This window comes from Streptomyces pratensis (assembly GCF_037137275.1).
GTDB lineage: Bacteria > Actinomycetota > Actinomycetes > Streptomycetales > Streptomycetaceae > Streptomyces > Streptomyces pratensis_B.
Window position 1 is genome coordinate 253,330 of record NZ_JBBBEN010000062.1, and the last position, 21,571, is coordinate 274,900.

Consider the following 21,571-nt stretch of genomic DNA (forward strand, 5'->3'; position numbering starts at 1 on the left):
GATTTGGTGGCGAAGAACATCACACCGAGTCATCCTCGGCGGGTGCCTTTCAGCAGTCCGACTCGGCTGCTGGCTTGCCCAGTTGCGCCCGGCAACCGATAGCATCGCCGGAAAGCCGCCGTCCCCCGTTGCCAGCGCGGCATCATCCGCTACGAAGGTCATCCATGCCCGACAGCCCTATCTCTGCATCCCGCGGCGGCGTCCGCATCGCCCGCGGAGCATCGCCGTGGCTCCTGCCGACCGTCGCCACCGCCGCCCTCAGCCTGGCCCGCGCCCGCACGTCGGGGCGCTGGGCGGCCGTGGCCGTGCCCACCACCGCGCTCGCGGCGGGCATGCTCTGGTTCTTCCGCGACCCCGAGCGCGAGATCACAGACGGCCGGATCATCTCCCCGGCCGACGGTGTGGTGCAGAGCATCATGCCGTGGAAGGACGGGCGCACCCGCGTCGCGATCTTCATGAGCCCGCTCAACGTCCACGTGAACCGCGCACCGCTGGCGGGCACCGTGACGTCGGTCGAGCACATCCCGGGCGGGTTCGTTCCGGCGTTCAACAAGGAGAGCGAGAACAACGAGCGCGTCGTCTGGCACTTCGACACCGAGCTCGGCGACATCGAGATGGTGCAGATCGCGGGAGCGGTCGCCCGTCGGATCGTTCCGTACCTCCCCGAGGGCACGAAGGTCGAGCAGGGCGAGCGCATCGGCCTGATCCGCTTCGGCTCGCGTGTGGACATCTACCTTCCGGAAGGTATCGATGTCGCGGTCGAGGTCGGCCAGGCCACCACCGCGGGGGTGACTCGAATTGACCGTGATTGATCCTGATACACAGGCCGGCTGGGTACCGGAGGGCGAAGAGGACGTCGACGCCGACGGAACCGAGGACATGCCGCTGTCGATGCGGCTGTCGATAGCGGACACGCTCACCCTCGGTAACGCGACGTGCGGGTTCATGGCGGTGTACTTCACCACCACGGGCATCCTCATCCCGCACCTCACGGGCAGCGAGGAGACGGGCATGGCCCGCCACTCGGCGGCCACCGCCGTGATCCTCATGCTGATGGCGGCGATCTTCGACCTCTTCGACGGGCTCGTGGCGCGCAAGCTCCGCTCCTCCCCGATGGGCGCGGAGCTGGACAACCTCTCCGACCTCATCAGCTTCGGGCTCGCGCCCGCCTACTTCGTGCTCGTCTACGGCATGGTCGCGGACGACGCGCATCAGCGGGTCTCTGCGCTGGCGGCGATCGTGGTCCTGCTGGCGGTCGTGCTCAGACTCGCCCGATTCTCCTGCGTGACCTTGAAGGACGGCATGTTCCAGGGCATGCCGAGCCCCTTCGGCGCGCTGACGGTCGTTTCGATCGTGCTCCTGGAGCTGCCCTTCCCGCCCACCCTGCTGGCGATCATCGGGGTCGCCTGGCTCATGGTCAGCCGGGTCGAGTACCCCAAACCCCGCGGCATCCTGGCCGTGGCGATGCTCAGCTGGATCGTGGCCGCGATGGGCCTGCTCGCCGCCTGGGCGTTCGACGCCCCCGGCGGTCAGCTGCTGCTCCAGACGGGCTGCGCCCTCCAGGTCGTGCTCGGCGCGGTGATCCCGCTCTTCGCCACGGCGCGACGGGTCAACACGTTCCGTGACAACCGGCGCGAGGCGCGGGCGGCACAGCTGCCGTAGCGGCGGGTACGGAAGACAGGGCGAGGGCCCGGATGCTCCCCGGCATCCGGGCCCTCGTGCGTGTGGGGCGGGTCAGGGCCGGGCCGTGAAGGACTCGGCCGCCGGGGAGACCTCAGCGGGCCGGACCACCCTCAGCCCGCCGGCCGCCTCGGCGTCCGGCTTCATGATGACGCTCTGCCGGGTGGTCGGCGCCTTCGGGTCCGAGAAGTCGTGCGAGACCCCGAACTCGCTCCCGTACTCCTTGATCTTCAGGAGCGCCCTGTCGATGCCCTCGCGGGTGAGGTCCTTGTCCTCGCACGCGAGCGACAGCGCCTCGCCGTAGACGGAGGCGGCGGTGTGGCCCGCGACGACGCCGTTGTCGAGCACGTCCTTCGGGTACTGGGCGGCGTACTCCTTCGCGAGCTTGGCCGGACCGTCGCCCGGGTCGCCGATGGGCAGTGTGGAGGCGGCGACGTAGTAGTTCTTGAGCAGGGCGGGGCCCGCCTGGGTCTTCAGCAGCTGCGGAGCGAAGGCCGAGTTGTTGCCGATGACGGGAACGTCGAAGCCCGTGGCCGCCGCGACGCCGACGAGCGAGGCCGCCTGGCGCGGGCCCGCGCTGACGATCACGGCCTTGACCCCGGCCTGCTTGAGGGCGGCGACCTGGGCCGTCATGTCGTTGTCGGTGGGCTTGATCTTCTGTTCCACGACGGTCAGGCCGGCCTCCTTCGCGGCGTGCTCGGAGCCGGCCAGCGCGTTCTCGCCGTAGTCGCCCTCGAAGTACACGTGGCCGATCCTGTCCCCCTCGGCGATGTGCTTCTCGGCGAGCAGGTAGTCGATCATGTTGATCGTCTCGACGTCGTAGGTGGCGCCGATGACCCGGATGTACGGGGAGCCCAGCAGATTCGCCGACCAGGCCTGCGGCAGCACCAGACCCTTGTCCCGCCCGTCGATGCGCTGCTCGACGGCGGCGACGAAGGGGGAGCCGATGAACTGGGCGAAGCCCACCACCTTCGGTTCCAGCTCGGTGTACGCGGCGATGGCCTTCTGCGGGTCGTACCCGTGGTCGCGGACCGTCAGCTCGATGGTGCGGCCGCAGATGCCGCCCTCCTCGTTCGTCTCCTTCACCCACAGGCGCTGGGACTGGGTGACGCTCTTGCCCAGCGAGGCGTAGACGCCGGTCATGTCGGTCAGCACGCCGAGAGAGATCGTCGAGGAGGTGACCCCCGGACCCGTCTTCATCCCGTTCGCGTCCTGCTCGTCCGCCTTCCCGTCGGTGGCCTTGCCGCTGCACCCGACGAGGGTGACGGCGAGGGCCGCGACCGCGGCCGTGAGCACTCTCGTTCTCATTTCTTCTCCCCTGGTTTCTTCGAGGCCGCCGGACCGGCCGCGCGCGTGGCGCCGAGGCGTGTGAGGCCGCCGGGCAGGAACAGGACCACCGCGACGACCGCGGCGCCGTACAGATAGCGGGACGCCTCACCGGGCGCCAGCCCGCCCGTGCCGGGGGCGGAGACGAGCGGGAGGGAGTCGCTGTAATAAGTGAGGGCCTGCGGGAGCAGGGAGACGAAGGCGGCGCCGATCACCGCCCCCGCGACACTGCCCAGCCCGCCGATGACGATCATGGCGAGGTATTCGAGGGACAGGATCATGCCGAAGTACTCGGGCACGGTCCGCTGGAAGACCAGGGCGAGCAGAACGCCCGCGAGGCCCGCGTACATCGAGGACAGGACGAAGACGCCGGCCCGGTAGCGGGCCACCGGCACCCCCATCACCCCGGCCGCGATCCGGTGGTCGCGGATGGCGTTCATCGCCCGGCCCGGCCGGCCGCGCAGCACCCCGCGGGCGAACAGCGCGCTGAGCAGGAGCGCGAGCAGCGCCACGTACCAGAGCTTCTCCGAGGCCCCGAACGGCACGGCGGCGACGACGAGTTCGCTGTCGTCGAAGGTGAAGCCGAAAAGCGAGAGCGGCGGCACGGGACGGCCGTTGTACCCGCCGGTGAGGGAGCCGGCGTTGAACAGGACATGCTGGCCGATGAAGATCAGCGCGAGGGTCGCGATGCCGAGGTACGCACCGCGCAACCTGCCCGCGATGGGGCTGAACAGCCCGCCCGCGGCTCCGGCGAGGAGTACCGCGAGGATCGCGGCCAGCCAGGTGGGGAGGCCGAGGCCGGTGATCGCGTGCCCGTTCTCCGTGCTGCTCTCCCCCGCAAGGACGCAGTAGCCGTACGCGCCCACCGCGAGAAAGAACGCGTGGCCCATGGAGAGTTGTCCGGTGGCCCCGGTGAGCATGTTGAGCCCGATGGCGCCGATCGCCGCCGCCATCGCGAACAGCCCCGCCTGGAGCCAGAAGCGGTCCAGGTAGAACGGCAGGACGAGGAGCAGGACGGAGCCGACGAGGACGGCGTACGTGCGGGGTCGGCGCAACCGGTCGGTGACGCTCCCCGCTCCCGTGGGCACGGCGGCGGGCTCGGCGGCCCTTGCGGACGCTTGGACGGTGGTGTCAGACACGGGCGAGCTCCTTCGTGCCGAAGAGTCCCGCCGGCCGGATGAGCAGGACGGCCACCATCACCAGGTAGGGCGCCAGGTCGCCGATGCCCCGGCCGAGGAAGGACAGGTCGCTCTGGTAGCCGGTGGCGAGCGCCTCGGTGACGCCGACGATGAGCCCGCCGGCGAGCGCCCCGGTGGTGGAGTCGAGGCCGCCGAGGATCGCGGCGGGGAACGCCTTGAGCGCGGCGAGCGAGGTGGCGCGTTCCAGGCCGGGGGTCGGGAACACGGTGAGGAAGAGGGCGGCGACGGCCGCGAGGGCTCCGGCGACCGCCCAGGCGGCGAGCGAGACCCGGCCGAGCCTGACGCCCATGAGCGCCGCGGTCTGCGGGTTCTCCGCGGCTGCGCGCATCGACACACCCCACGAGGTGTAGCGGAAGGCGAGCAGGAAGACCGTGATGAGCAGGCCGGCCGCGATGAACGCGGCGATACGGGTCTGGGCGAGGGTGATCCCGCCCACGGAGACCACCTCGTTGCCCCAGGGGTCGCCGAGGGCGAGCACGTCCGTGCCCATCCTGCGGGTGAGTTCGGTGATCAGGAGGATGTCGACGCCGATGGTGACGATGGCCAGGACACTGTGGTCACTGCCCCGGTAGCGACGCATCACGAAGAACTCGATGGCGGCCCCGACGGTGGCGGCACCCGCGATCCCGACGAGCAGCGCGGGCCAGAACCCGATGTCGTCGTGGAGGACGGCGGTGACGTATCCGCCCGCCAGGAGCAGGGAGGCATGGGCGAAGTTGACGACCTCTGTGGCTTTGAAGATGACGACGAAACCGAGTGCGATCAGGGCGTAGACCGAGCCGATCGACAGGCCGCCCAGGAGGAGTTCGACGAACGTGGTCATTGAGGTGCTCCCAAGTAGGCCTGGACGACGGCCGGGTCGTTCTGGACCTCGGCGGGGGCGCCGCCGGCGATCCGCCGTCCGAAGTCGAGTACGGTCACCGCGTCCGCGAGCCGCATCACCACTCCCATGTCGTGCTCGACCAGCACGATGGAGATGCCGAGGCTGTCCCGCACGTCCCTGACGACGGCTGCGGTGCGGCGGCGTTCGTCGGCGGTCATCCCGGCGATCGGCTCGTCCAGCAGCAGGACCTGTGGCTCCATGCACAGCGCCCGGCCGAGCTCGACGAGCTTCTGCTGTCCGTACGGCAGCGAGCCGGCCGGACGTTCCAGCATCCCGCCCAGGCCGATGAAGTCAGCGATCTCCCGCACCCGCTCGCGGTGGCGCCGCTCCTCGCGTGCGGCCGACGGCAGCCGCAGCCCGGTGGCGACGAACCCGGAGCGGGTCAGCCGGTGGCGGCCGAGCAAAAGGCTGTCGGCGACGGTCGCGTGCGGCGGGAGCGCCAGGTTCTGGAAGGTGCGGGCGACGCCGAGGCCTGCGATGGCGTGCGGCGGGAGGCCGGTGAGCTCCCTCTCCCCGAGGCGGACGTGTCCGGAGGTGGCGCGGTAGACGCCGGAGAGCACGTTGAAGCAGGTGGACTTGCCCGCGCCGTTGGGTCCGATCACGGCGTGCACACTGCCGGGTTCCACGGTGAAGGAGACGCCGTCCAGGGCGGTGAGCCCGGCGAAGCGTACGGTGACGTCGCGCACCGCGAGGGCGGCCGGGGTGGTGGCGGCTCTCACGCGGACCACCTGCTCAGGGTGGGCCGGCTCCGGGTCGCCGGGCCGTCGTCCGCCGCCGTGTGCTCGTCGACGACGCCGAGATAGCGGCGGCGCACCTCGTCGGACGCGGCGAGTTCGTCGGCGGGGCCGGACAGCCCGACCTCCCCGACGTCCAGGACGTACGCCGTGGAGGCCAGGCGCAGGGCGATGGCCGCGTTCTGCTCGACGAGCATGACGGAGGTGCCGCTCGCGTTGATCTCCTGCACGGTCTCGGCGATCCTGGCCGCCATCAGCGGGGCGAGGCCGAGCGAGGGTTCGTCCAGCAGGAGCAGCCGGGGCCCGGCCATCAGGGCCCGGCCCATGGCCAGCATCTGCTGCTCCCCGCCGGACAGCAGCCCGGCCCGCTGGTGCGCGCGGTCGGCGAGCACCGGGAACAGCTCGTGCACCCGGGCCAGCGCGGCGCTCGTCCGCCCGCGTCCGCCGCGGGCTCCCAGCGCGCCCGCCCGCAGGTTGTCGGCCACCGTCATCCGGGCGAAGACCTGCCGGCCCTCGGGCACCTGGACCACTCCGGCGGCCACCACCTGGGCGGGCCGCAGCCCCTCCAGGTTGTGTCCGTCGAACCGGATCGTGCCGGTGCCCGTCCCGCGGTGGAAGCCGAGGGTCCGCGACACGGCCCGCAGCAGTGTGGTCTTGCCCGCGCCGTTGCCGCCGAGTACGGCGGTGATCGCGCCGTCCGGCACATCGACGGAGATGTCGCGCAGCGCCCGGACCGGACCGTAGCCGACGGACAGCGCGCGGATCTCTAGCGTTGCCATGCGTCCTCCTCCTTCCGCCTTGTCGTGTCGTGTCGTGCTCAGAGGTGTGGGGTGTGGCGTCGTGTGGGGCCACAGACCAGCACCGGACGGGGCGCGCGTCCACGGCGCGGGGCGGACTCGATGCGGGTGACCAGCGAACGAGGGGCCCCGTTGTGCACGTGCACAGGTCCTGGGACGGCCGGATGCCCGCCCGTGCCGCCGGTGGCATCCTCATCGGTCACCAGGAGCGCCCGGAGGCGGGAACGGAGCGGCGGATGCGGCGTGGGACGCGGTACGAGACCCTGCTCGGCCCGTTGCTGGACGGCCGGGGCCGCCTGGATCTGGCGCAGCGAGCGGCGCGGGTGCTCGGGCTGCCCGAACGGGGGCGTTACGCCGTGGTGGTGCTGGGCGCGCCCGCGCCGGAGGCGGCCGCGGCGGCGGGCCCCGACCCGGACGGGGCGCGGTGGTGCTGGTGCGGCGAGGACGCGCCGGGCGGGGGCGGCCGGGTCGCGGGGCGGCCGGGCGTGGAGGTCGCCGTGGTGCTGCTGGGGGCTTCGGGCCCGGCGGCCGCCGCGGCACGGCTCGGGGCGCTGGGCGCGGGGCCGGGGGGTGTCAGCCCGGTGGTGGGCTCGCTGGCGGAGCTGGGCACCGCGCGGCGGCTCGCCGGTACGGCGCTGCTGACCTGCCCACCGGGGTCGCGGGAGGTCGTGACGCTGGACGAACGGCTGCCGACGGCTCTGCTGGTGAGCCGGCCGGAGCTGTCCGCGCGGCTCCTCGCGGAGGTCTTCGGCCCGCTGCTGGCCCTGGCTCCCGCTGAGCGCGCGCTGCTGGTGGGCACGCTGGAGGCGTGGCTGGAGTGCGGGGGTTCTGTGGGGCGGGCCTCGGCGCGGTTGCGGTGTCACCGCAACACGGTGTTCAACCGGCTGCGGCGGTTGGAGGGCCTGACCGAGCGGTCGCTGTCACGGCCGCGCGAGCTGGTCGACCTGGTGCTGGCGCTGGACGCCCTGCATCTGTCGTCCGCGCCGCGGTGAGGCGCGGGGGCGAGCGGTTCGGAGCGCGGGGCGGCGCGCTCGCGTCGACCGCGCGGAGCCGGGGGAGGCGGCCGGTCGGCCCCTCCCCCGCGCCCGCGTCAGCTCAGGAAGTCCCGGGCGATGGACTGGGCCGCCCGTTCCAGCAGCGGTCCCGCCTGGGCCATGGACACGGCCGGGTCCGGTTCCAGCTCTGCCAGGGCGTAGGCGCGCCCGATGCCGGCCGCTGCCAGCGCTTCGGGGGACAGCGCCAGCCGCCCGCAGACCGCGACGACGTCGACCCCGGCCGCACGGGCGGCGGCGGCGACCCCGGCCGGGGCCTTCCCGTGCAGGGTCTGGGCGTCGAGCGAGCCCTCACCGGTGACGACGAGTGTCGCGCGGGCGAGCGCGGGGGCGAACCCGAGCACGTCGAGCATCACCTCGATGCCGGGCCGGAAACGGGCTCCGAGGGCGACGAGGGCCCCGTAGCCGATGCCGCCGGCCGCGCCCGCCCCGGGCAGGGCGGCCGCCCCGGGTCCCAGGACGGAGGCGTAGTGCGTCAGGGCCGCGTCGAGGACCGCGATGTCCTCCTCGCTCGCGCCCTTCTGACGTCCGTACACCTCGGGGGCGCCCTGGGGCCCGGTGAGCGGGTTGTCCACGTCGCTGGCGAGGATCAGGTCGACGTCCGCGAGGCGCGGGTCGAGGCCGGACAGGTCGGCCTCGGCCAGCTCGGCGAGAGGCCCGCCGCCGGGGCCGACGGGTTGGCCGTCCGCGTCCAGGAAGCGCGCCCCGAGGGCGGCGAGCATGCCCGCGCCGCCGTCCGTGGTGGCACTGCCGCCCACCCCGAACACGATCGTCCTCGCCCCCGCGTCCAGGGCGGCCCGCAGCAGTTCGCCGGAGCCGTACGTGGTGGCGGTGAGCGGGGCGAACACCCCGGGCGGCAGGTGCTGGAGGCCTGAGGCCTCGGCCATCTCCACCACGGCGGTGTCCCCGCGCAGCGCGTACGCGGCCGTCACCGGGTCCCCCAGCGGTCCCGTCACCCGAGCCTCGTGGCGTGCGAATCCGGCGGCCACCGCCGCCGCGACCGTGCCGTCGCCGCCGTCCGCCACCGGCAGGGTCTCCACCCGCAGGCCGGGGACGACGCACCGGAGCCCGGCCGCCACCCGCTCCGCGACCTGTACGGCCGTGAGCGAGCCCTTGAACTTGTCCGCCGCGACGAGCACGCGGGCGGTCTCCACATCTGCTCCGTCCGTCACCTTGCATCCCTTGCTTTCGAACAGGCAGTCGCGCCGCCCCGACCCTATCCGCACGACCCCTGATCTGCCCATGGCCGTCCACGACCCGGCAGAGGGGGCCGCACTACGCTGTCCGCCATGACCTCTGCCGACACCGACTACGCCGCGTACATCGCCGGGCTGCCCCGGGTCCTGGCCGCCGCCGCGTCGCTCCTGAGGGACGCCGACGGCCGGGTCCTCCTCGTCGAGCCGAACTACCGCGAGGGCTGGGCGCTGCCCGGTGGGACCGTGGAGTCCGACACGGGCGAGGGGCCCCGGCAGGCGGCACGGCGCGAGACGGCGGAGGAGACCGGGCTCGACGTGGCTCCCGGCCGGCTGCTCGCCGTCGACTGGGCGCGGGGGGAGGGCCGCCCGCCGATCGTGGCGTACCTCTACGACGGCGGCGTGCTCACCACCGCCCAGCTGGCCGCGATCCGGCTCCAGGAGGAGGAGCTCCTGTCGTGGAAGCTGGTGGACCCCGCAGAGCTGCCGGCCCACCTGCTGGGCCCGCTCGGGCTGCGGGTGAGTGCCGCGCTCGCGGTCCTCGCCTCCGGAGGCGGGGCGGTGGAGCTGGAGAACGGCGAGCCCGTCGCGTGAGGCGGGGGCGAGCGGGGGCCGACGCGGCCGCCGTCCCGTCGCGCGGGCCGAACCCGCGCCGCCGGCGGCCGGGCCGACGGGTGGGCTCCCTGGCGTCAGCCCTGGTGGGTCTCGGGCTTGATCTCCACGTCCCGCACCGACGACTCCTCGCGCTCGGCGACCAGGGCCTCCGTGCGGTGGCCGCGCGCGATGTAGTCGCGCACCACGAGTTCGATGGCGTCCTGGGGGTTCCCGACGCCCGCGAGCACCATGACTTCGACGATGAGTTCAGCGTCCAGACTGACGGTCACCTTGGCCATGAGCGGACCCTACACCGCCGAATTGCGGTCGCGGACCGCGTTCCCGCATCCGTACGCTCCTGCCATGACTCTCGTCGCGATCCTCAGCGGGGCCGGCATCTCCACGGACTCCGGCATCCCCGACTACCGGGGGCCGAACGGGGTGTGGCGGAAGAATCCGGAGGCGGAGAAGCTCGTCACGTACGACTTCTACATGAGCGACCCGGAGATCCGCCGCCGCTCCTGGCAGCTGCGCCGCGCCGGCGCCGCCCGGCATGCCGAGCCGAACGCGGCCCATCGGGCGGTGGTCGAGCTGGAGCGGTCGGGCACCCCGGTCCGGGTGATCACGCAGAACGTCGACGGGTTGCACCAGCGGGCGGGACTGCCCGACCGCAAGGTGCTCGAACTCCACGGCACGGCCCTCGCGGTGGTCTGCACCCGGTGTCATGCACGGTCGTCGATGGCCGAGGCTTTGGAGCGCGTCGAGGCGGGCGAGCCGGACCCGGCGTGCGGGGTGTGCGGCGGGATTCTGAAGTCGGCGACGGTGATGTTCGGCGAACGGCTGGACCCGCGCGTGCTGGCAGACGCGATGGCGATCTCCAAGGCGTGCGAGGTGTTCGTGGCGGTCGGCACCACGCTCCAGGTGCAGCCCGCCGCGTCGCTCGCCGGCATCGCGGCCGAGCACGGGGCCCGGCTCATCGTGGTGAACGCGGAGCCGACCCCGTACGACGAACTCGCCGACGAGGTCGTCCGGGAACCGATCGGCACCTCGTTGCCGAAGCTGCTGGCGGGGTTGGCCGAGACCTGAACCGCGGCGGACGGCGTCAGCCCTCCAGGCCCGCGCGCACCCGGCGCGAGGGCTGGAAAACGTACAGATCCAGGATGTCCGGGGCGTCCGCGAGCCCGGGGCCGCCGGCCGACGCCCAGGCGACGATGTCCTGCTCGGCGTGCTCGTCGTTGACCAGGCCCAGCCAGACGGGGCGGCCTCCGGCGCGGCGCCCCTCTGCGGAGGGCTGGACGACGACGACGTTGCCCTGCTCGCAGGCGTCCAGGCAGTCGACCGCCCGCACGGTGGCGGCGCCCTCCAGTCCGGAGCGCAGCCGCGTCAGCTGTGCCGCGTGATCGACGCCCGGGATCTTCGCCGTGCCGCAGCAGCAGCCCCGGCAGACGCTGACGGTGGGCCGGGGCGTGCCCGGGGCGGGCGCGTCCTTGCGGGAGCGGCGGCTCATGGGGCACTTCCCGTCGCGAGGGGGCGTGGTCGCCCCCGGCGCCGGGCGATCACGGTGATCACCGGCGACTCTACCGAGGGCGCTCCGGCCTCGAACACCCGCGCCCCCGATCCGCCGACTGGGGTAGTGTTGACGGCTGCGAAGGGGAGTAGCCCCGCAAACCGGTCGTCGACATACTGGAGCCTGGCGGGTTCCCGGTGGCCGGGCTCGTGGAAGCTCACGGGCGGGCGAGACCTTCGGTCCTGTATGACACGCCCATGCCCTGTGGGCGTCGCCGTCATGCCGGGCCGAGCGGTCCTCCGAAAAGCCCGAGCGGCACTTCGCGGAAGGCCCGGGGCCCGGCTCGCACAGAAAGCCACCCGGAATGCACCTCGACCCCCTGGCGATCATCACCGCCTTCGGGCTGATCTTCCTCGCGGAGCTCCCCGACAAGACGATGTTCGCGTCGCTGGCCATGGGCACGCGGATGCGCCCGCTCTACGTCTGGTTCGGCACCTCGTCCGCGTTCCTCGTGCACGTCGTCATCGCCGTCGGCGCGGGCAGCCTGCTCGGGCTGCTGCCCGACTGGACCGTCAAGCTCGTCTCGGCCTCGCTCTTCGCGCTCGGCGCGTTCCTCCTGCTGCGCGGCAGCGGCGGGGACGACGAGGACGGGGCACAGGTGCGGACGGTGACCGGGTTCTGGCCGGTCTGCTCGACGGCGTTCATGGCGGTCTTCATCAGCGAGTGGGGCGACCTGACCCAGATCACCACGGCCAACCTGGCCGCGAGCAACGGCACCTGGTCGACCGCGATCGGTTCGGCCGCCGCCCTCATGTCCGTCTCGGCCCTCGCGCTGCTGGCGGGCCGGTTCATCGCCCAGCGGGTGCCGCTGAAGACCGTGCAGCGCATCGGCGGTGTCTGCATGCTGGGCCTCGCGCTCTGGACGGCCGTGGAGATCTTCACCGGCTGAGGCTGGTGAGAGCGGAGGCCCGATGAGGGGCGCGCCCGGCGCCCCCCGGGGCCGGGCCGTGCGGCCGGCGGGGCCGGGGCGGGCGGCCGGGGCGCGCGGGGCACCGAGGCGAGTCCCCCGCCGCCCTCTCTCCCGCCCGCCCCCGTTCAGAACAGCGCGGGCACGGTGTCCTGCGTGCCGTTCTCGAAGGCGAGCAGCCGCTGCTTGCGGTCCAGTCCGCCGCCGTATCCGGTGAGGCCGCCGGAGGCTCCGATGACCCGGTGGCACGGCACGATGATCCCGATCGGGTTCTTGCCGTTGGCCAGGCCGACCGCCCGGGAGGCGCCCGGCTTGCCGAGGTTCTCGGCCAGTTCGCCGTACGAGCGGGTCTCTCCGTACGGGATCTTCAGCAGCTCCTCCCACACGCTCCGCTGGAACGGCGTGCCCTCCAGGCGCAGGGGGAGGTCGAACGTGGTGAGTTCGCCGGCGAAGTACGCCGTGAGTTGGCCGATCACCTCGCCGAAGGGCTCCGGGTCCAGCGCCCCGAAGGTCTCCTCGGGCGGGCGGTGGCGCTGGCCGCTCATGTAGAGGGCGGACAGGACGCCATCGGTGGCGACGAGCGTCAGCGGGCCGTACGGGCTGTCGAGGACCGTGTGCCGCCTGCTCGCCGCAGCCCCTGCGGGCGGCGCGGCGTCCGCCGGGATGGCGGCCGGGGTGGTGGGTGTCGCGGTCATGGGCCGGGTCCTTCTCTGCGTCAGACGGGCAGGTGGTTGATGGGGTGGTCGTCCGCCGTCCAGAGGTACTGGACGGCGTACGCCCGCCAGGGGCGCCAGCCGGACGCCCGCGCGGTGAGGGCCGCGGGGGTGGCCGGCAGTCCGAGCCGCCGGGCCGCCCTGCGGATGCCGAGGTCGGTGGGGAGGAACGCGTCGGGGTCGCCGAGGGACCGCATCGCGATGGTCTCGACCGTCCAGGGGCCGAAGCCCGGCAGAGCGGAGAGACCGGCGCGGGCGCGCTCCCGGTCGGCGTCGTTGTCCAGCCGCAGCCGGTCCTCCGCGAGCGCCGCGACGAGCGTGGTCAGGGTGGTGCGGCGGGTGCGCGGCAGCGCCAGGGCCTCCGGGTCCAGCTCCGCCAGCGCCGAGGGGGTCGGGAACAGATGTGTCAGTCCGCCCTCGGGGTCGTCGATCGGAACGCCGTGCGCGGTCGCCAGCCGGGCCGCGTGGGTGCGGGCGGCGGCCGTGGAGACCTGCTGGCCGAGCACCGCGCGCACCGCGAACTCCGCCCCGTCCACGCTCCGGGGCACCCGGCGGCCGGGCCCCGCGTCGACCAGCGGGGCCAGCAGCGCGTCGGTGCGCAGGTGCGCGTCGACGGCGACGGGGTCCGCGTCCAGGTCGAGGAGCCAGCGGCAGCGGCTGACGGCACGGGTGAGGTCGCGGGCGTCGGTGAGGGAGAGCCGGCAGGCGATGTGGTCGGCCTGCGGGCTCAGGGCCACGACGCCGTGCCCGTACGGGAGAGTGAGGGTGCGGCGGTACGCGCCGTCGCGCCACTCCTCCACGCCGGGAACGGCGGTCGCGGCGAGGTGGCCGAAGAGGTTGCCGGGGTTGAGCGGGGCCCGGTACGGCAGACGGAGCGCGATCACGCCCGGCGCGGCGGCGGTGGACGGGCCGCGGGCGGCGCGGGCGCGCAGCTCGCCCGGGGCGAGGCCGAAGACCTCGCGGACCGTCTCGTTGAAGGTGCGGATCGAGGAGAACCCGGCGGCGAACGCCGCCTGCGCCATGGGCAGGGCGGTCGTCTCGATGAGGAGGCGAGCGGTCTGGGCCCGCTGGGCGCGGGCCAGGGCGAGGGGGCCGGCGCCCAGCTCGGCCAGCAGTTGGCGTTCGATCTGCCGGGCCGAGTAGCCGAGCCGTGCGGCGAGGCCCGGCACGCCCTCGCGGTCGACGACGCCGTCCCTGATCAGCCGCATCGCGCGGGCCACCGAGTCGGCGCGGACGTTCCACTCGGGGGAGCCGGGGCTGGTGTCAGGGCGGCACCGCTTGCAGGCCCGGAAGCCGGCCTGCTGGCAGGCCGCGGCGCTCGGGTAGAAGGTCATGTTGCGGGCCTTGGGCGGCACGACGGGGCAGCTGGGCCGGCAGTAGATCCGGGTCGTCAGGACCGCGGTGAAGAACCAGCCGTCGAAGCGGGCGTCCTTGGACTGGACGGCCCGCACGCAGCGCTCGGTGTCGGTGTGCATGGCTCCAGGATGGGTCACGGGTCACCGGCGTGGCTGGCGGAAATCCGACAGGGACCTCACGCGGAGACCGGAAAGCGCGCCTTCCCCTGCCCGCCGGGGAAGGCGCGCCTTCCCCGGCGGGCAGCGGCGCGGCTCCTCAGCCGCGCAACGCGAGGACTTCCTCGAACTCCACGTACGCGTGGGCGTCGAAGAGCACGAAACGCACCTCCTGGACGGGTTGTGCCCTCTCCGCCAGGACGGTGCGGACGGCGATCCGGGCCCCGTCGTCCATCGGCCAGCCGTAGATGCCGGTGGAGATCGCCGGGAACGCGATGGACTTCGCCCCCAACCCCGCTGCCAGCCGGAGCGATTGGCGGTAGCACGAAGCCAGCAGTGCGGAGCGGTCCTGGGCGGAGGAGAAGACCGGGCCGACCGTGTGGACGATCCAGCGGGCGTCGAGGCGTCCGGCGGTGGTGGCGACGGCCTGCCCGGTCGGCAGGCCCTTGCCGTACCGCGAGGCGCGCAGGTCGCGGCAGGCGGCGAGGATCTCGGGGCCGCCGCGCCGGTGGATCGCGCCGTCGACCCCGCCGCCGCCGAGCAGAGAGGAATTCGCCGCGTTGACGATGACGTCGACGGACTGATCGGTGATGTCGCCGCGGACCAGGTGTACGGCGGGGGTGGCAGAGGTGCTCATGCGCCCATCATGCCGCGCGCCCCGGGGCGGTGCCGCGCGCTCAGGGAACCGGTTGGCGCAGGGCCGGCGCGGCCCCCTTGCGGCCATGGGGCGGGCGCACGGTGATCCGCAGGGGGCCCGCCGCTCCGGCCCGTCGTTCAGGAGGCCCGCAGCCGACGCCATACGGCCTTGGCGGCGTGGTGGCCGGACATGCCGTGTACGCCGGGTCCGGGCGGGGTGGCCGAGGAGCAGAGGAACACCGCGGGGTGTGCGGTGGCGTAGGGGACGCGGGCGAGTTTGGGGCGGATCAGCGTCTGGAGGCCGGAGAAGGCCCCGCAGGCGATGTCGCCGCCGACGTAGTTGGCGTTGCGCGCGGCGATGCCGGGCGGCCCGGCGACCGCTCGTGCGAGCACGAGGTCACGGAACCCGGGCGCGAAGAGCTCCAGTCGGCGTTCGATGACCTGGGTGGCGTCGCCCTCCCAGCCTGCCGGGACATGGCCGTACACCCAGAAGACATGGCGCCCTTCCGGGGCCCGGGAGGGGTCGGCCAGGCTCGGCTGGGCGGTGATGAGGAAGGGGGCGCTCGGGTCGCGGCCCTCGACGGCGGCGCTCAGCGCCGTGTCGATGGCTCCGGCGGTGGGCCCGATGTGGACGGTGCCCGCGCGGCGGGCCTGGGGAGCGGTCCAGGGGACGGGCCCCGACAGCGCGTAGTCGATCTTGAAGGCGGAGGCGCCGTAGCGGTAGCGGTGGTAGGCGGCGCCGAGGCCCGCGATGCGGGCGAGCGCGGTGGGCGAGGTGTCGAAGATGTAGGCGCGGGCGGGCGGGAGTTCGTCCAGGCGCTTGACCTCGCTGCCGGTGCGGATCGTGCCGCCCTGCTCGCGGAGGTAGGAGGCGAGGGCTTCGGAGAGGGCCTGCGACCCGCCGCGCGGCGCCGGCCAGCCGTTCTCGTGGGCGGCGAGCGCGAAGACGAGGGCGATCGCGCCGGTGGCGAATCCACTGGTCGGGGCGATGGCGTGGGCGGCGAGCCCGGCGATCAGCCCCCGGGCCTTCTCACCGCAGAACCGCCGGGAGAGCCAGGTCGCGGGCTGGAGGCCGAGCATCCCGAAGCGGGCGAGCCGGTACGGATCGCGGGGCAGGCCGTCCCACGGGGTGCGCAGGAAGTCCGCGGCCAGGGTGTCCCAGTGGCCGAGGAAGGGGGCGACGAGACGGCGGTAGGCCCCCGCGTCGCCGGGCCCCAGCGACATCGCGCTCTCGCCCACCGACCGGGCGAGCACGGCGGCGGTGCCGTCCGGGAAGGGGTGGGCGAGGCTCACCTCGGGGTGCAGCCACTCCAGGCCGTGGCGGGCCAGCGGCATGCCCCGGAAGGCGGGAGAGCCGACGCCGAGCGGGTGGACCGCGGAGCAGGGGTCGTGCCGGAACCCCGGCAGGGTCAGCTCCTCGGTGCGGGCTCCGCCGCCGACCCTGTCGTGCGCCTCGTGGAGCTCCACCGCGAAGCCCCGGCGGGCCAGTTCGGCCGCGGCGGTCAGCCCGTTGGGCCCGGCGCCCACCACGACCGCATCGAGCATCGACGGCACCTGGGGACTCCTTCGTCGGCCGGCAGTCGGGCCTCCAGGGTATGCGGCCCGGCCGGCCGCGCGAGCGCCGCCCCGCGGGCCGGCCCGCCGTGCCTGCGGGGCCGTGCGCATCAGCCGCCCGCGCGCAGCGCCGCCAGGACCTGCCGGGCGGTGGCCTCGTCACGGGCCGCGGTGAACGGCAGGTCGTTGCCGCCGGCGATGCGGAACGGGGCGCCCGACAGCGTCGCCTGCGCGCCGCCCGCCTCGGTGACCAGGAGCAACCCGGCCGCGTGGTCCCACGCGTACTCCCAGTTGAACGCGACGGCGTCCAGGTCGCCGCGCGCCACCGCCAGGTACTCCAGCCCGGCCGAGCCGCAGGGGCGGGCCCGGATGCCGTCGGTGCGCAGGCCCAGGAGGGCCTGCTTCTGGGCGTCGGTGGTGTAGTCGGGGTGGGACATCGCCACCTGCACCACGGCGCCGGGGGCGGGCGCGCCGGAACGTATCGGCGCGCCGTTCAGGGTCGCACCCCTGCCGCGTACGGCGACGGCCATCGCGCCCAGGACCGGGGCGAACGTCCAGGAGGCGTGGACCTCGCCGTGCTGGGCGAGCGCGACCAGCGTGCAGAACCCCGCCTCGCCGCGGACGAACTGCCGGGTGCCGTCGACCGGGTCGACGATCCACACCGGGGCCTCGCCCCCGAGGGCCTCGTAGACCGCCGGGTCGGCGTGCACGGATTCCTCGCCGACGACGACCGAGCCCGGCAGCAGCTTGGTGAGGGCGGCGGTGAGGTGCTCCTCGGCCAGCCGGTCCGCCGTGGTGACGAGGTCGTGCGGGCCGTTCTTCTCGATGATCTCGTGAGCGGCGAGCTGCCGGTGGCGGGGCATGATCTCGGCGGCGGCCGCGGCGCGCACGGCGGCCTCGACCTCGGCGAGCGGCCCGGCGTCCCCGGCGGTCCCGTACAGGAAGTCATGGATCATGGCCCCAGCTAAGCACGGCCGCCGTGGGCCCTTCGGGGTGGGCGGCGGTGGTCGGCGGCGCGGAGCGGAGCCCTCCACATGAACCGGGACATCTCCGGCGTGCGGCCGAATGCCGGACAGCGTGCGCATAAGTGCGACACCGAACAAAGCCACAGGCATTTCTCCCGAACATTCTTAAACTCCGGGTAAAAAGTGCGGCGTGACAAGTCGATGTTCTGCGGTTAGTGTTGGCCGAGATTCGGGGCCGAAGGTCGGATGATGGTTCACCCCGCACAGCCTTGGCCGGTCACCGGACCGAGACACACCATCAGGGGGAATCCGTGCCACAGCCAGCGAACCCCGCAGGGCACGCCGCCCTGGCAGGGGCGGTGCTCCCCCAACACGCCGCGCCCGCACCGGCACACGCCCACTCGCCGCGGCGCGGGGCCACAGCCCGGTGCTCACTGTTCCCACGGATGTCACAGAGCATTAACAAGCAGACCGAAACCGTGTATCGGACATCCGCGATAGTAAATCGACGACAGGGCCACATCACCCCTCCGCAGACGAAGCGGCTCTGCGAATTCGATGACGCCTCAACGAATACCCGCCGGTAGATTTTTCTTTTCCGCCTGAATGCGCGATGGTGCCCCGGCAGTAATACAGGGGAGCGCGGGAGGGGACGCCGACCTCTCTCCCCCCGCCGCTCCCGACCGGCACCGGCCCGGACGCCGCCGGGCGAAGAGGGCATCGCCACGGCGATGGCTTTCAACGCATTCACAACACAGCGAACGATGAACGACTCGGCAGCAGCTGCCGCTGCCGGAGCGCAAGGGGGTCTGGTATGGCACAGAAGGGCAGATGCGGGCTGCTGGTCCTGCACTCGTCGCCTCTGATACGGAAGGCGATTCTCGACCTCTTCCGGGGCGATCCAGACGTCACCTTACTGGGAGGCTGCCCGCACCCCACCGCTGTCGGCAACCTGCCCGGCGGCAGACCGGACGTCGCCCTGGTGGAGTACGAACAGTGGCAGGGGGTGCGCGGGGACCTCGCGTACTGGAGCGGCACCCGGGTCATCCTCTACAGCCGGGACAACACCCCGCGCAGCGTGGTCGACTGCATCAGGGGAGGCGCCGCCGGCTTCGTGCACGAGTCGTGCCCGCCGGAGTCCATCGTTAAGGGACTGCACGACGTGCTGAGCGGGCGCGGCTTCTGGCACCTCGGGGCCGACGAGCCCGAGGACGCCCGGGCGGCGCAGTGCGCCGACGTGGCGGGCAAGTGGAAGCTCAGCGGGCGCGAGGAGCAGATCCTCGGCCTCCTCCTGCGACGCCGGTCGAACGAGGAGATCGCCCACGAGCTGTGCCTCACACAGCAGACGGTCAAGAACTACGCGAGCCGGGTCTTCCACAAGGTGGGGGTCTCCGGGCGCAAGGAGCTGTTCAGAATGCTGAGGCCCTGCGGATGACACCGGACGAGGAGAGCCCCCTGCTGACGGAGCGGCGAGGGCGGGTGGTCACGCTCACGTTGAACCGGCCACACCGCCGGAACGCGATGTCCACCGCCATGCTGGGCCAACTGGCCGAGCAGCTGACCGATTTGGTGCGCCAAGGGGAGGAGGTGACGGGCGCACTCGTCCTCACGGGCGCCGGCTCCACCTTCTCCAGCGGCGCGGACACCAGGGAACCCGACTGGCAGGACCTGTCGCGCCGCGCGGTACGGCGGGCCCATTTCCGCACGGTGTTCTCGGCGTTGCACGACGCACCGTTCCCCCTGGTGGCGGCCGTCGAGGGGTACGCGCTGGGCGGCGGGCTCGAACTGGCCCTGGGGTGCGACCTGGTGGTGGCCGCGGAGGGGGCTCTCTTCGGCCTCCCCGAGCTGGCGGTCAGCGCCGTGCCGGGGGGCGGCGCGGTCCACTCACTGCTGCGCCGGGCCGGCCGGGGAGTGGCGGCCCGGATGCTGCTGATCCCGGGGGAGCGCCTGGGGGCGGACGAACTCGCCCGGCTGGGCGCGGTGGAGCGCGTCGTACCCGACGGCGCGGCGCGCGAGGAGGCCGGCGCACTGGCGGCCTCCGTGGCCGCACAGGACCCCTCCCTCGCCCGGGCGGGGGTGCGGCTGCTGCGGGACTCCGGACATCTGGACCGCGCCTCGGCGCTCGGGGTGGAGAACGGCTACTGGTGGCAGGCGGCCTCCGCGGCGGCGCGGGGGCCGGCCCCGCGACCAGAGCATTCCAGCCATCCGAGGTGAAGGACGCGTTGCAGCAGGTCAGTTACCTCGTTAGCCTTCTTCATTAAATTCAGTTATTAGTGAACTTGCTGTACGTCCCGTGCGGCAGAACCCGACGCCGGACGCCCCGGCGGCGGCCCCGGCCTGGGAAGGCGAGAGCCGTGGAGACCAGAGGAGAGACAGAACCGACGTGACCCCTCTCATCGAATGCACCGACGTCACCAAGAGGTTCGGCGACTTCACCGCGTTGAGCCGGCTCGACCTGACGGTCCCCCAAGGCGTGGTGTACGGATACCTCGGTCCCAACGGCGCGGGGAAGAGCACCACCATCCGCATGCTCATGGGCCTCTCCCGGCCCACCTCCGGCCGGGTCCGGGTGCTGGGCGAGGACCCCGCCGACGCCGGGGTGCGCAGCCGGATCGGCTACCTGCCGGGGGAGCTGCGGCTCGACGAACGGCTCACCATCGCGCAGACCCTCACTTCCTGGGGCCGGCTCCGAGGGCTGTCCGACACGTCCTACCGGGACGAACTGGTCCAGCGGTTCGGCGTCGACCCGGCCCGGAAGGTGCGGGGCCTGTCGACCGGCAACCGCCGCAAGGTCGGCCTGATCGGCGCGTTCATGGCCCGGCCCGAGCTGCTGATCCTCGACGAACCGACCAACGGGCTCGACCCGTTGATGCAGCAGGTGTTCCTCGAAGCCGTCGAGGAGGCCCGGGGCCGCGGCCAGAGCGTGCTGCTCTCCTCCCACATCCTCTCCGAGGTCGAGCGGGTGGCGGACCTGGTCGCCGTGCTCCAGGGCGGCCGACTGGCCGCCGCCGGCCCGACGCGCGAGCTGCGCCGCGGGGCCGCGCAGCGTTTCCACGTCACCTTCGCCGACGGCGCGGACGTACCGCTCGTGTCGCTGGCCGCCCTGGAGGGCGCGTCGGCCGTGGAACGGCGGCTGCCCGAGAGCCAGGAGGTCTCGCTGGCCTGGACCGGTTCTCCGGACCCGCTCCTGCGGTTGCTGGCGGAGCACCGGATCGCGACGCTCACCGCGCCCGAACCGGACCTGGAGGACGCCTTCCTGGAGTTCTACCAGCCGGACGCCCCGGACGGCCGAACCAGCACGGGCGCCGGGGCCTGACCGGCCGCGGAGCCGGTGCGGCGCCGCCGGCGGACGAACCCGCGCCGGGACCTCAGTGATCATGGCCGCCCAGCGGGCGGCCGGAAGGGAACACACATGGCATCGCCCAGCTCGGAGATCTTCCGGCGCGGAGTGCAGATCCAGCAGCGCACCCTGTACGCCTGGTCGGGCGCGCTGGTCCTGCTGGCACTCTCCGTCGTCGGCGCCTGGCCCTCGATGGAGTCGTCCGGCGCGCTGGAGGACTTCTCCTCCGGCGTCTCGCCCGAGGTGGCCGCCGCGTTCGGCATCGACCAGATCAGCAGCGCGAGCGGCTACCTCAAGGGGAACCTGTACGCGGTCCTGCTGCCGCTGCTGCTCGGCCTGATGGCCGTGACGGCCGCCGCGGCCCAGACCGGCGGGGACGAGGAGGCCGGGCGGCTGGAACTCCTGCTCGCCCTGCCGGTCGCCCGCCGTCAGGTCTTCCTGCTGCGCTTCGGCTGCGTGGCGTTCGGCCTGACCGCCGCCAGTGTCCTGGTCTGGCTCTCGGTGTACGGCTCGGTGGTCGCGTACGACATGGACGTCTCCTCCGGCGGCGTCGCTGCCGTGACGCTCACCGTCGCGCTGCTGGCCGTGGCGCACGCGGGCATCGCGTACGCCGTCGTCGGGTTCGGACTCGGCCGCGGACCGGCGCTCGGCGCAGCGGCCGGTGTGCTCGTCGTCGGCTACCTCCTGCACGCCATCGCGCCGATGTCCGACTCCCTGGAGCCGCTGGCGAACCTTTCGCCGTGGGAGTGGGCGCTCGGCAACGACCCGCTGCTCAACGGCGTTCCGTGGGGCGGGGTCGCGCTGCTGGTGGGCCTGACGGTGGCCGTGGTCGCCGCCGGCACGTACGCCGTGGACCGTCGCGACATCAAGAACGCCTGAACCTCGCCCCATCCTGCGCTCCGTACGTCAGCGGCCCGGCG

At 73.3% G+C, this 21,571-nt stretch carries 23 protein-coding genes; 10 read left to right on the forward strand and 13 right to left on the reverse strand.

Annotated elements, in window-relative coordinates; genetic code table 11:
• The first annotated feature begins 164 nt into the window (after window positions 1–164).
• Both V9U70_RS05580 and pssA read left to right on the forward strand, forming a co-directional pair.
• Window positions 165–812, forward strand: coding sequence for a phosphatidylserine decarboxylase (locus V9U70_RS05580; protein WP_336673322.1), 648 nt, complete (start codon window positions 165–167; stop codon window positions 810–812).
• On the forward strand, window positions 799–1,662 hold the full coding sequence (gene pssA / locus V9U70_RS05585; protein ID WP_336673323.1) for a CDP-diacylglycerol--serine O-phosphatidyltransferase: 864 nt from the start codon (window positions 799–801) through the stop codon (window positions 1,660–1,662). The genes V9U70_RS05580 and pssA overlap by 14 nt, the downstream gene beginning before the upstream one ends.
• A 72-nt stretch (window positions 1,663–1,734) precedes the next feature.
• Here pssA and V9U70_RS05590 read toward each other — a convergent pair whose 3' ends face one another.
• From V9U70_RS05590 to V9U70_RS05610, 5 genes are read right to left on the reverse strand one after another with little or no spacing between them, the layout of a single operon-like run.
• The gene (locus V9U70_RS05590) at window positions 1,735–2,988 is read right to left on the reverse strand and encodes an ABC transporter substrate-binding protein (RefSeq protein WP_336673324.1); all 1,254 of its coding nucleotides are present in this window, start codon (window positions 2,986–2,988) and stop codon (window positions 1,735–1,737) included.
• The gene (locus V9U70_RS05595; protein ID WP_336673325.1) at window positions 2,985–4,145 is read right to left on the reverse strand and encodes a branched-chain amino acid ABC transporter permease; all 1,161 of its coding nucleotides are present in this window, start codon (window positions 4,143–4,145) and stop codon (window positions 2,985–2,987) included. The genes V9U70_RS05590 and V9U70_RS05595 overlap by 4 nt, the downstream gene beginning before the upstream one ends.
• A complete protein-coding gene (locus V9U70_RS05600; protein WP_336673326.1) occupies window positions 4,138–5,028 on the reverse strand; it encodes a branched-chain amino acid ABC transporter permease in 891 nt (296 codons plus the stop codon). The genes V9U70_RS05595 and V9U70_RS05600 overlap by 8 nt, the downstream gene beginning before the upstream one ends.
• Window positions 5,025–5,807, reverse strand: a complete 783-nt coding sequence (locus V9U70_RS05605) for an ABC transporter ATP-binding protein (protein WP_336673327.1) — start codon at window positions 5,805–5,807, stop codon at window positions 5,025–5,027. Before V9U70_RS05605 ends, V9U70_RS05600 begins: the two co-directional genes overlap by 4 nt.
• Window positions 5,804–6,601: an ABC transporter ATP-binding protein gene (locus tag V9U70_RS05610; RefSeq protein WP_336673328.1), complete on the reverse strand. Its 798-nt coding sequence runs from the start codon at window positions 6,599–6,601 to the stop codon at window positions 5,804–5,806. The genes V9U70_RS05605 and V9U70_RS05610 overlap by 4 nt, the downstream gene beginning before the upstream one ends.
• A 254-nt stretch (window positions 6,602–6,855) precedes the next feature.
• On the opposite strand from V9U70_RS05610, the gene V9U70_RS05615 reads away from it, so the two are divergent.
• The gene (locus V9U70_RS05615) at window positions 6,856–7,611 is read left to right on the forward strand and encodes a PucR family transcriptional regulator (RefSeq protein WP_336673371.1); all 756 of its coding nucleotides are present in this window, start codon (window positions 6,856–6,858) and stop codon (window positions 7,609–7,611) included.
• A gap of 98 nt (window positions 7,612–7,709) precedes the next feature.
• On the opposite strand, the gene V9U70_RS05620 is transcribed toward V9U70_RS05615, so the two are convergent.
• A complete protein-coding gene (locus V9U70_RS05620; protein ID WP_336673372.1) occupies window positions 7,710–8,825 on the reverse strand; it encodes a glycerate kinase in 1,116 nt (371 codons plus the stop codon).
• A 135-nt stretch (window positions 8,826–8,960) separates the two neighbouring features.
• On the opposite strand from V9U70_RS05620, the gene V9U70_RS05625 reads away from it, so the two are divergent.
• Complete coding sequence (locus V9U70_RS05625) at window positions 8,961–9,458, forward strand: NUDIX hydrolase (RefSeq protein ID WP_336673329.1); 498 nt, start codon at window positions 8,961–8,963, stop codon at window positions 9,456–9,458.
• A 95-nt stretch (window positions 9,459–9,553) separates the two neighbouring features.
• Here the strand turns inward: V9U70_RS05625 and V9U70_RS05630 are convergent, their stop codons facing one another.
• The gene (locus V9U70_RS05630; protein ID WP_336673330.1) at window positions 9,554–9,757 is read right to left on the reverse strand and encodes a DUF2191 domain-containing protein; all 204 of its coding nucleotides are present in this window, start codon (window positions 9,755–9,757) and stop codon (window positions 9,554–9,556) included.
• Between the two features lie 64 nt (window positions 9,758–9,821).
• On the opposite strand from V9U70_RS05630, the gene V9U70_RS05635 reads away from it, so the two are divergent.
• A complete protein-coding gene (locus V9U70_RS05635; RefSeq protein ID WP_336673331.1) occupies window positions 9,822–10,544 on the forward strand; it encodes an SIR2 family NAD-dependent protein deacylase in 723 nt (240 codons plus the stop codon).
• 16 nt (window positions 10,545–10,560) lie between these two features.
• Here the strand turns inward: V9U70_RS05635 and V9U70_RS05640 are convergent, their stop codons facing one another.
• The gene (locus tag V9U70_RS05640) at window positions 10,561–10,965 is read right to left on the reverse strand and encodes a (2Fe-2S) ferredoxin domain-containing protein (protein ID WP_336673332.1); all 405 of its coding nucleotides are present in this window, start codon (window positions 10,963–10,965) and stop codon (window positions 10,561–10,563) included.
• Between the two features lie 364 nt (window positions 10,966–11,329).
• On the opposite strand from V9U70_RS05640, the gene V9U70_RS05645 reads away from it, so the two are divergent.
• Window positions 11,330–11,914 carry a TMEM165/GDT1 family protein gene (locus tag V9U70_RS05645; protein ID WP_336673333.1) on the forward strand — a complete coding sequence of 195 codons (585 nt, stop codon included), beginning with the start codon at window positions 11,330–11,332 and terminating at the stop codon, window positions 11,912–11,914.
• 146 nt (window positions 11,915–12,060) lie between these two features.
• Here V9U70_RS05645 and V9U70_RS05650 read toward each other — a convergent pair whose 3' ends face one another.
• The 5 genes from V9U70_RS05650 to V9U70_RS05670 all read right to left on the reverse strand — a co-directional run bounded on the left by V9U70_RS05650 (window position 12,061) and on the right by V9U70_RS05670 (window position 17,302).
• Window positions 12,061–12,627: a methylated-DNA--[protein]-cysteine S-methyltransferase gene (locus tag V9U70_RS05650; RefSeq protein ID WP_336673334.1), complete on the reverse strand. Its 567-nt coding sequence runs from the start codon at window positions 12,625–12,627 to the stop codon at window positions 12,061–12,063.
• A 20-nt stretch (window positions 12,628–12,647) separates the two neighbouring features.
• A complete protein-coding gene (locus V9U70_RS05655) occupies window positions 12,648–14,120 on the reverse strand; it encodes an AlkA N-terminal domain-containing protein (protein WP_336673335.1) in 1,473 nt (490 codons plus the stop codon).
• Window positions 14,121–14,256: 136 nt separating this feature from the next.
• Window positions 14,257–14,793, reverse strand: coding sequence for an O-acetyl-ADP-ribose deacetylase (locus tag V9U70_RS05660; RefSeq protein ID WP_336673336.1), 537 nt, complete (start codon window positions 14,791–14,793; stop codon window positions 14,257–14,259).
• A gap of 137 nt (window positions 14,794–14,930) precedes the next feature.
• Window positions 14,931–16,346, reverse strand: coding sequence for a phytoene desaturase family protein (locus tag V9U70_RS05665; RefSeq protein WP_336673337.1), 1,416 nt, complete (start codon window positions 16,344–16,346; stop codon window positions 14,931–14,933).
• 110 nt (window positions 16,347–16,456) lie between these two features.
• Window positions 16,457–17,302 carry an inositol monophosphatase family protein gene (locus V9U70_RS05670; RefSeq protein ID WP_336673338.1) on the reverse strand — a complete coding sequence of 282 codons (846 nt, stop codon included), beginning with the start codon at window positions 17,300–17,302 and terminating at the stop codon, window positions 16,457–16,459.
• 823 nt (window positions 17,303–18,125) lie between these two features.
• Here V9U70_RS05670 and V9U70_RS05675 point away from each other — a divergent pair.
• The 4 genes from V9U70_RS05675 (at window position 18,126) to V9U70_RS05690 (ending at window position 21,530) form a co-directional block, all read left to right on the forward strand.
• Entirely contained in the window at window positions 18,126–18,746 is a 621-nt protein-coding gene (locus tag V9U70_RS05675; protein ID WP_336673339.1) for a response regulator transcription factor, read from the forward strand.
• Window positions 18,743–19,525 carry an enoyl-CoA hydratase/isomerase family protein gene (locus V9U70_RS05680; protein WP_336673340.1) on the forward strand — a complete coding sequence of 261 codons (783 nt, stop codon included), beginning with the start codon at window positions 18,743–18,745 and terminating at the stop codon, window positions 19,523–19,525. Before V9U70_RS05675 ends, V9U70_RS05680 begins: the two co-directional genes overlap by 4 nt.
• Before the next feature lie 169 nt (window positions 19,526–19,694).
• Window positions 19,695–20,627 (forward strand): ABC transporter ATP-binding protein, encoded by a 933-nt coding sequence (locus V9U70_RS05685; RefSeq protein ID WP_336673341.1) that lies wholly within the window; start codon window positions 19,695–19,697, stop codon window positions 20,625–20,627.
• A gap of 96 nt (window positions 20,628–20,723) precedes the next feature.
• On the forward strand, window positions 20,724–21,530 hold the full coding sequence (locus V9U70_RS05690) for an ABC transporter permease (RefSeq protein ID WP_336673342.1): 807 nt from the start codon (window positions 20,724–20,726) through the stop codon (window positions 21,528–21,530).
• The last annotated feature ends 41 nt before the right edge of the window (window positions 21,531–21,571 follow it).

What these genes read in the sequence shown, in the direction of transcription:
- V9U70_RS05580 (WP_336673322.1), top strand. Translation starts at nt 165, where the DNA reads ATGCCCGACAGCCCTATCTCTGCATCCCGCGGCGGCGTCCGCATCGCC.
- V9U70_RS05590 (WP_336673324.1), bottom strand. Translation starts at nt 2,988, where the DNA reads ATGAGAACGAGAGTGCTCACGGCCGCGGTCGCGGCCCTCGCCGTCACC.
- V9U70_RS05600 (WP_336673326.1), bottom strand. Translation starts at nt 5,028, where the DNA reads ATGACCACGTTCGTCGAACTCCTCCTGGGCGGCCTGTCGATCGGCTCG.
- V9U70_RS05610 (WP_336673328.1), bottom strand. Translation starts at nt 6,601, where the DNA reads ATGGCAACGCTAGAGATCCGCGCGCTGTCCGTCGGCTACGGTCCGGTC.
- V9U70_RS05615 (WP_336673371.1), top strand. Translation starts at nt 6,856, where the DNA reads ATGCGGCGTGGGACGCGGTACGAGACCCTGCTCGGCCCGTTGCTGGAC.
- V9U70_RS05625 (WP_336673329.1), top strand. Translation starts at nt 8,961, where the DNA reads ATGACCTCTGCCGACACCGACTACGCCGCGTACATCGCCGGGCTGCCC.
- V9U70_RS05630 (WP_336673330.1), bottom strand. Translation starts at nt 9,757, where the DNA reads ATGGCCAAGGTGACCGTCAGTCTGGACGCTGAACTCATCGTCGAAGTC.
- V9U70_RS05635 (WP_336673331.1), top strand. Translation starts at nt 9,822, where the DNA reads ATGACTCTCGTCGCGATCCTCAGCGGGGCCGGCATCTCCACGGACTCC.
- V9U70_RS05640 (WP_336673332.1), bottom strand. Translation starts at nt 10,965, where the DNA reads ATGAGCCGCCGCTCCCGCAAGGACGCGCCCGCCCCGGGCACGCCCCGG.
- V9U70_RS05645 (WP_336673333.1), top strand. Translation starts at nt 11,330, where the DNA reads ATGCACCTCGACCCCCTGGCGATCATCACCGCCTTCGGGCTGATCTTC.
- V9U70_RS05650 (WP_336673334.1), bottom strand. Translation starts at nt 12,627, where the DNA reads ATGACCGCGACACCCACCACCCCGGCCGCCATCCCGGCGGACGCCGCG.
- V9U70_RS05655 (WP_336673335.1), bottom strand. Translation starts at nt 14,120, where the DNA reads ATGCACACCGACACCGAGCGCTGCGTGCGGGCCGTCCAGTCCAAGGAC.
- V9U70_RS05660 (WP_336673336.1), bottom strand. Translation starts at nt 14,793, where the DNA reads ATGAGCACCTCTGCCACCCCCGCCGTACACCTGGTCCGCGGCGACATC.
- V9U70_RS05670 (WP_336673338.1), bottom strand. Translation starts at nt 17,302, where the DNA reads ATGATCCATGACTTCCTGTACGGGACCGCCGGGGACGCCGGGCCGCTC.
- V9U70_RS05675 (WP_336673339.1), top strand. Translation starts at nt 18,126, where the DNA reads ATGGCACAGAAGGGCAGATGCGGGCTGCTGGTCCTGCACTCGTCGCCT.
- V9U70_RS05680 (WP_336673340.1), top strand. Translation starts at nt 18,743, where the DNA reads ATGACACCGGACGAGGAGAGCCCCCTGCTGACGGAGCGGCGAGGGCGG.
- V9U70_RS05690 (WP_336673342.1), top strand. Translation starts at nt 20,724, where the DNA reads ATGGCATCGCCCAGCTCGGAGATCTTCCGGCGCGGAGTGCAGATCCAG.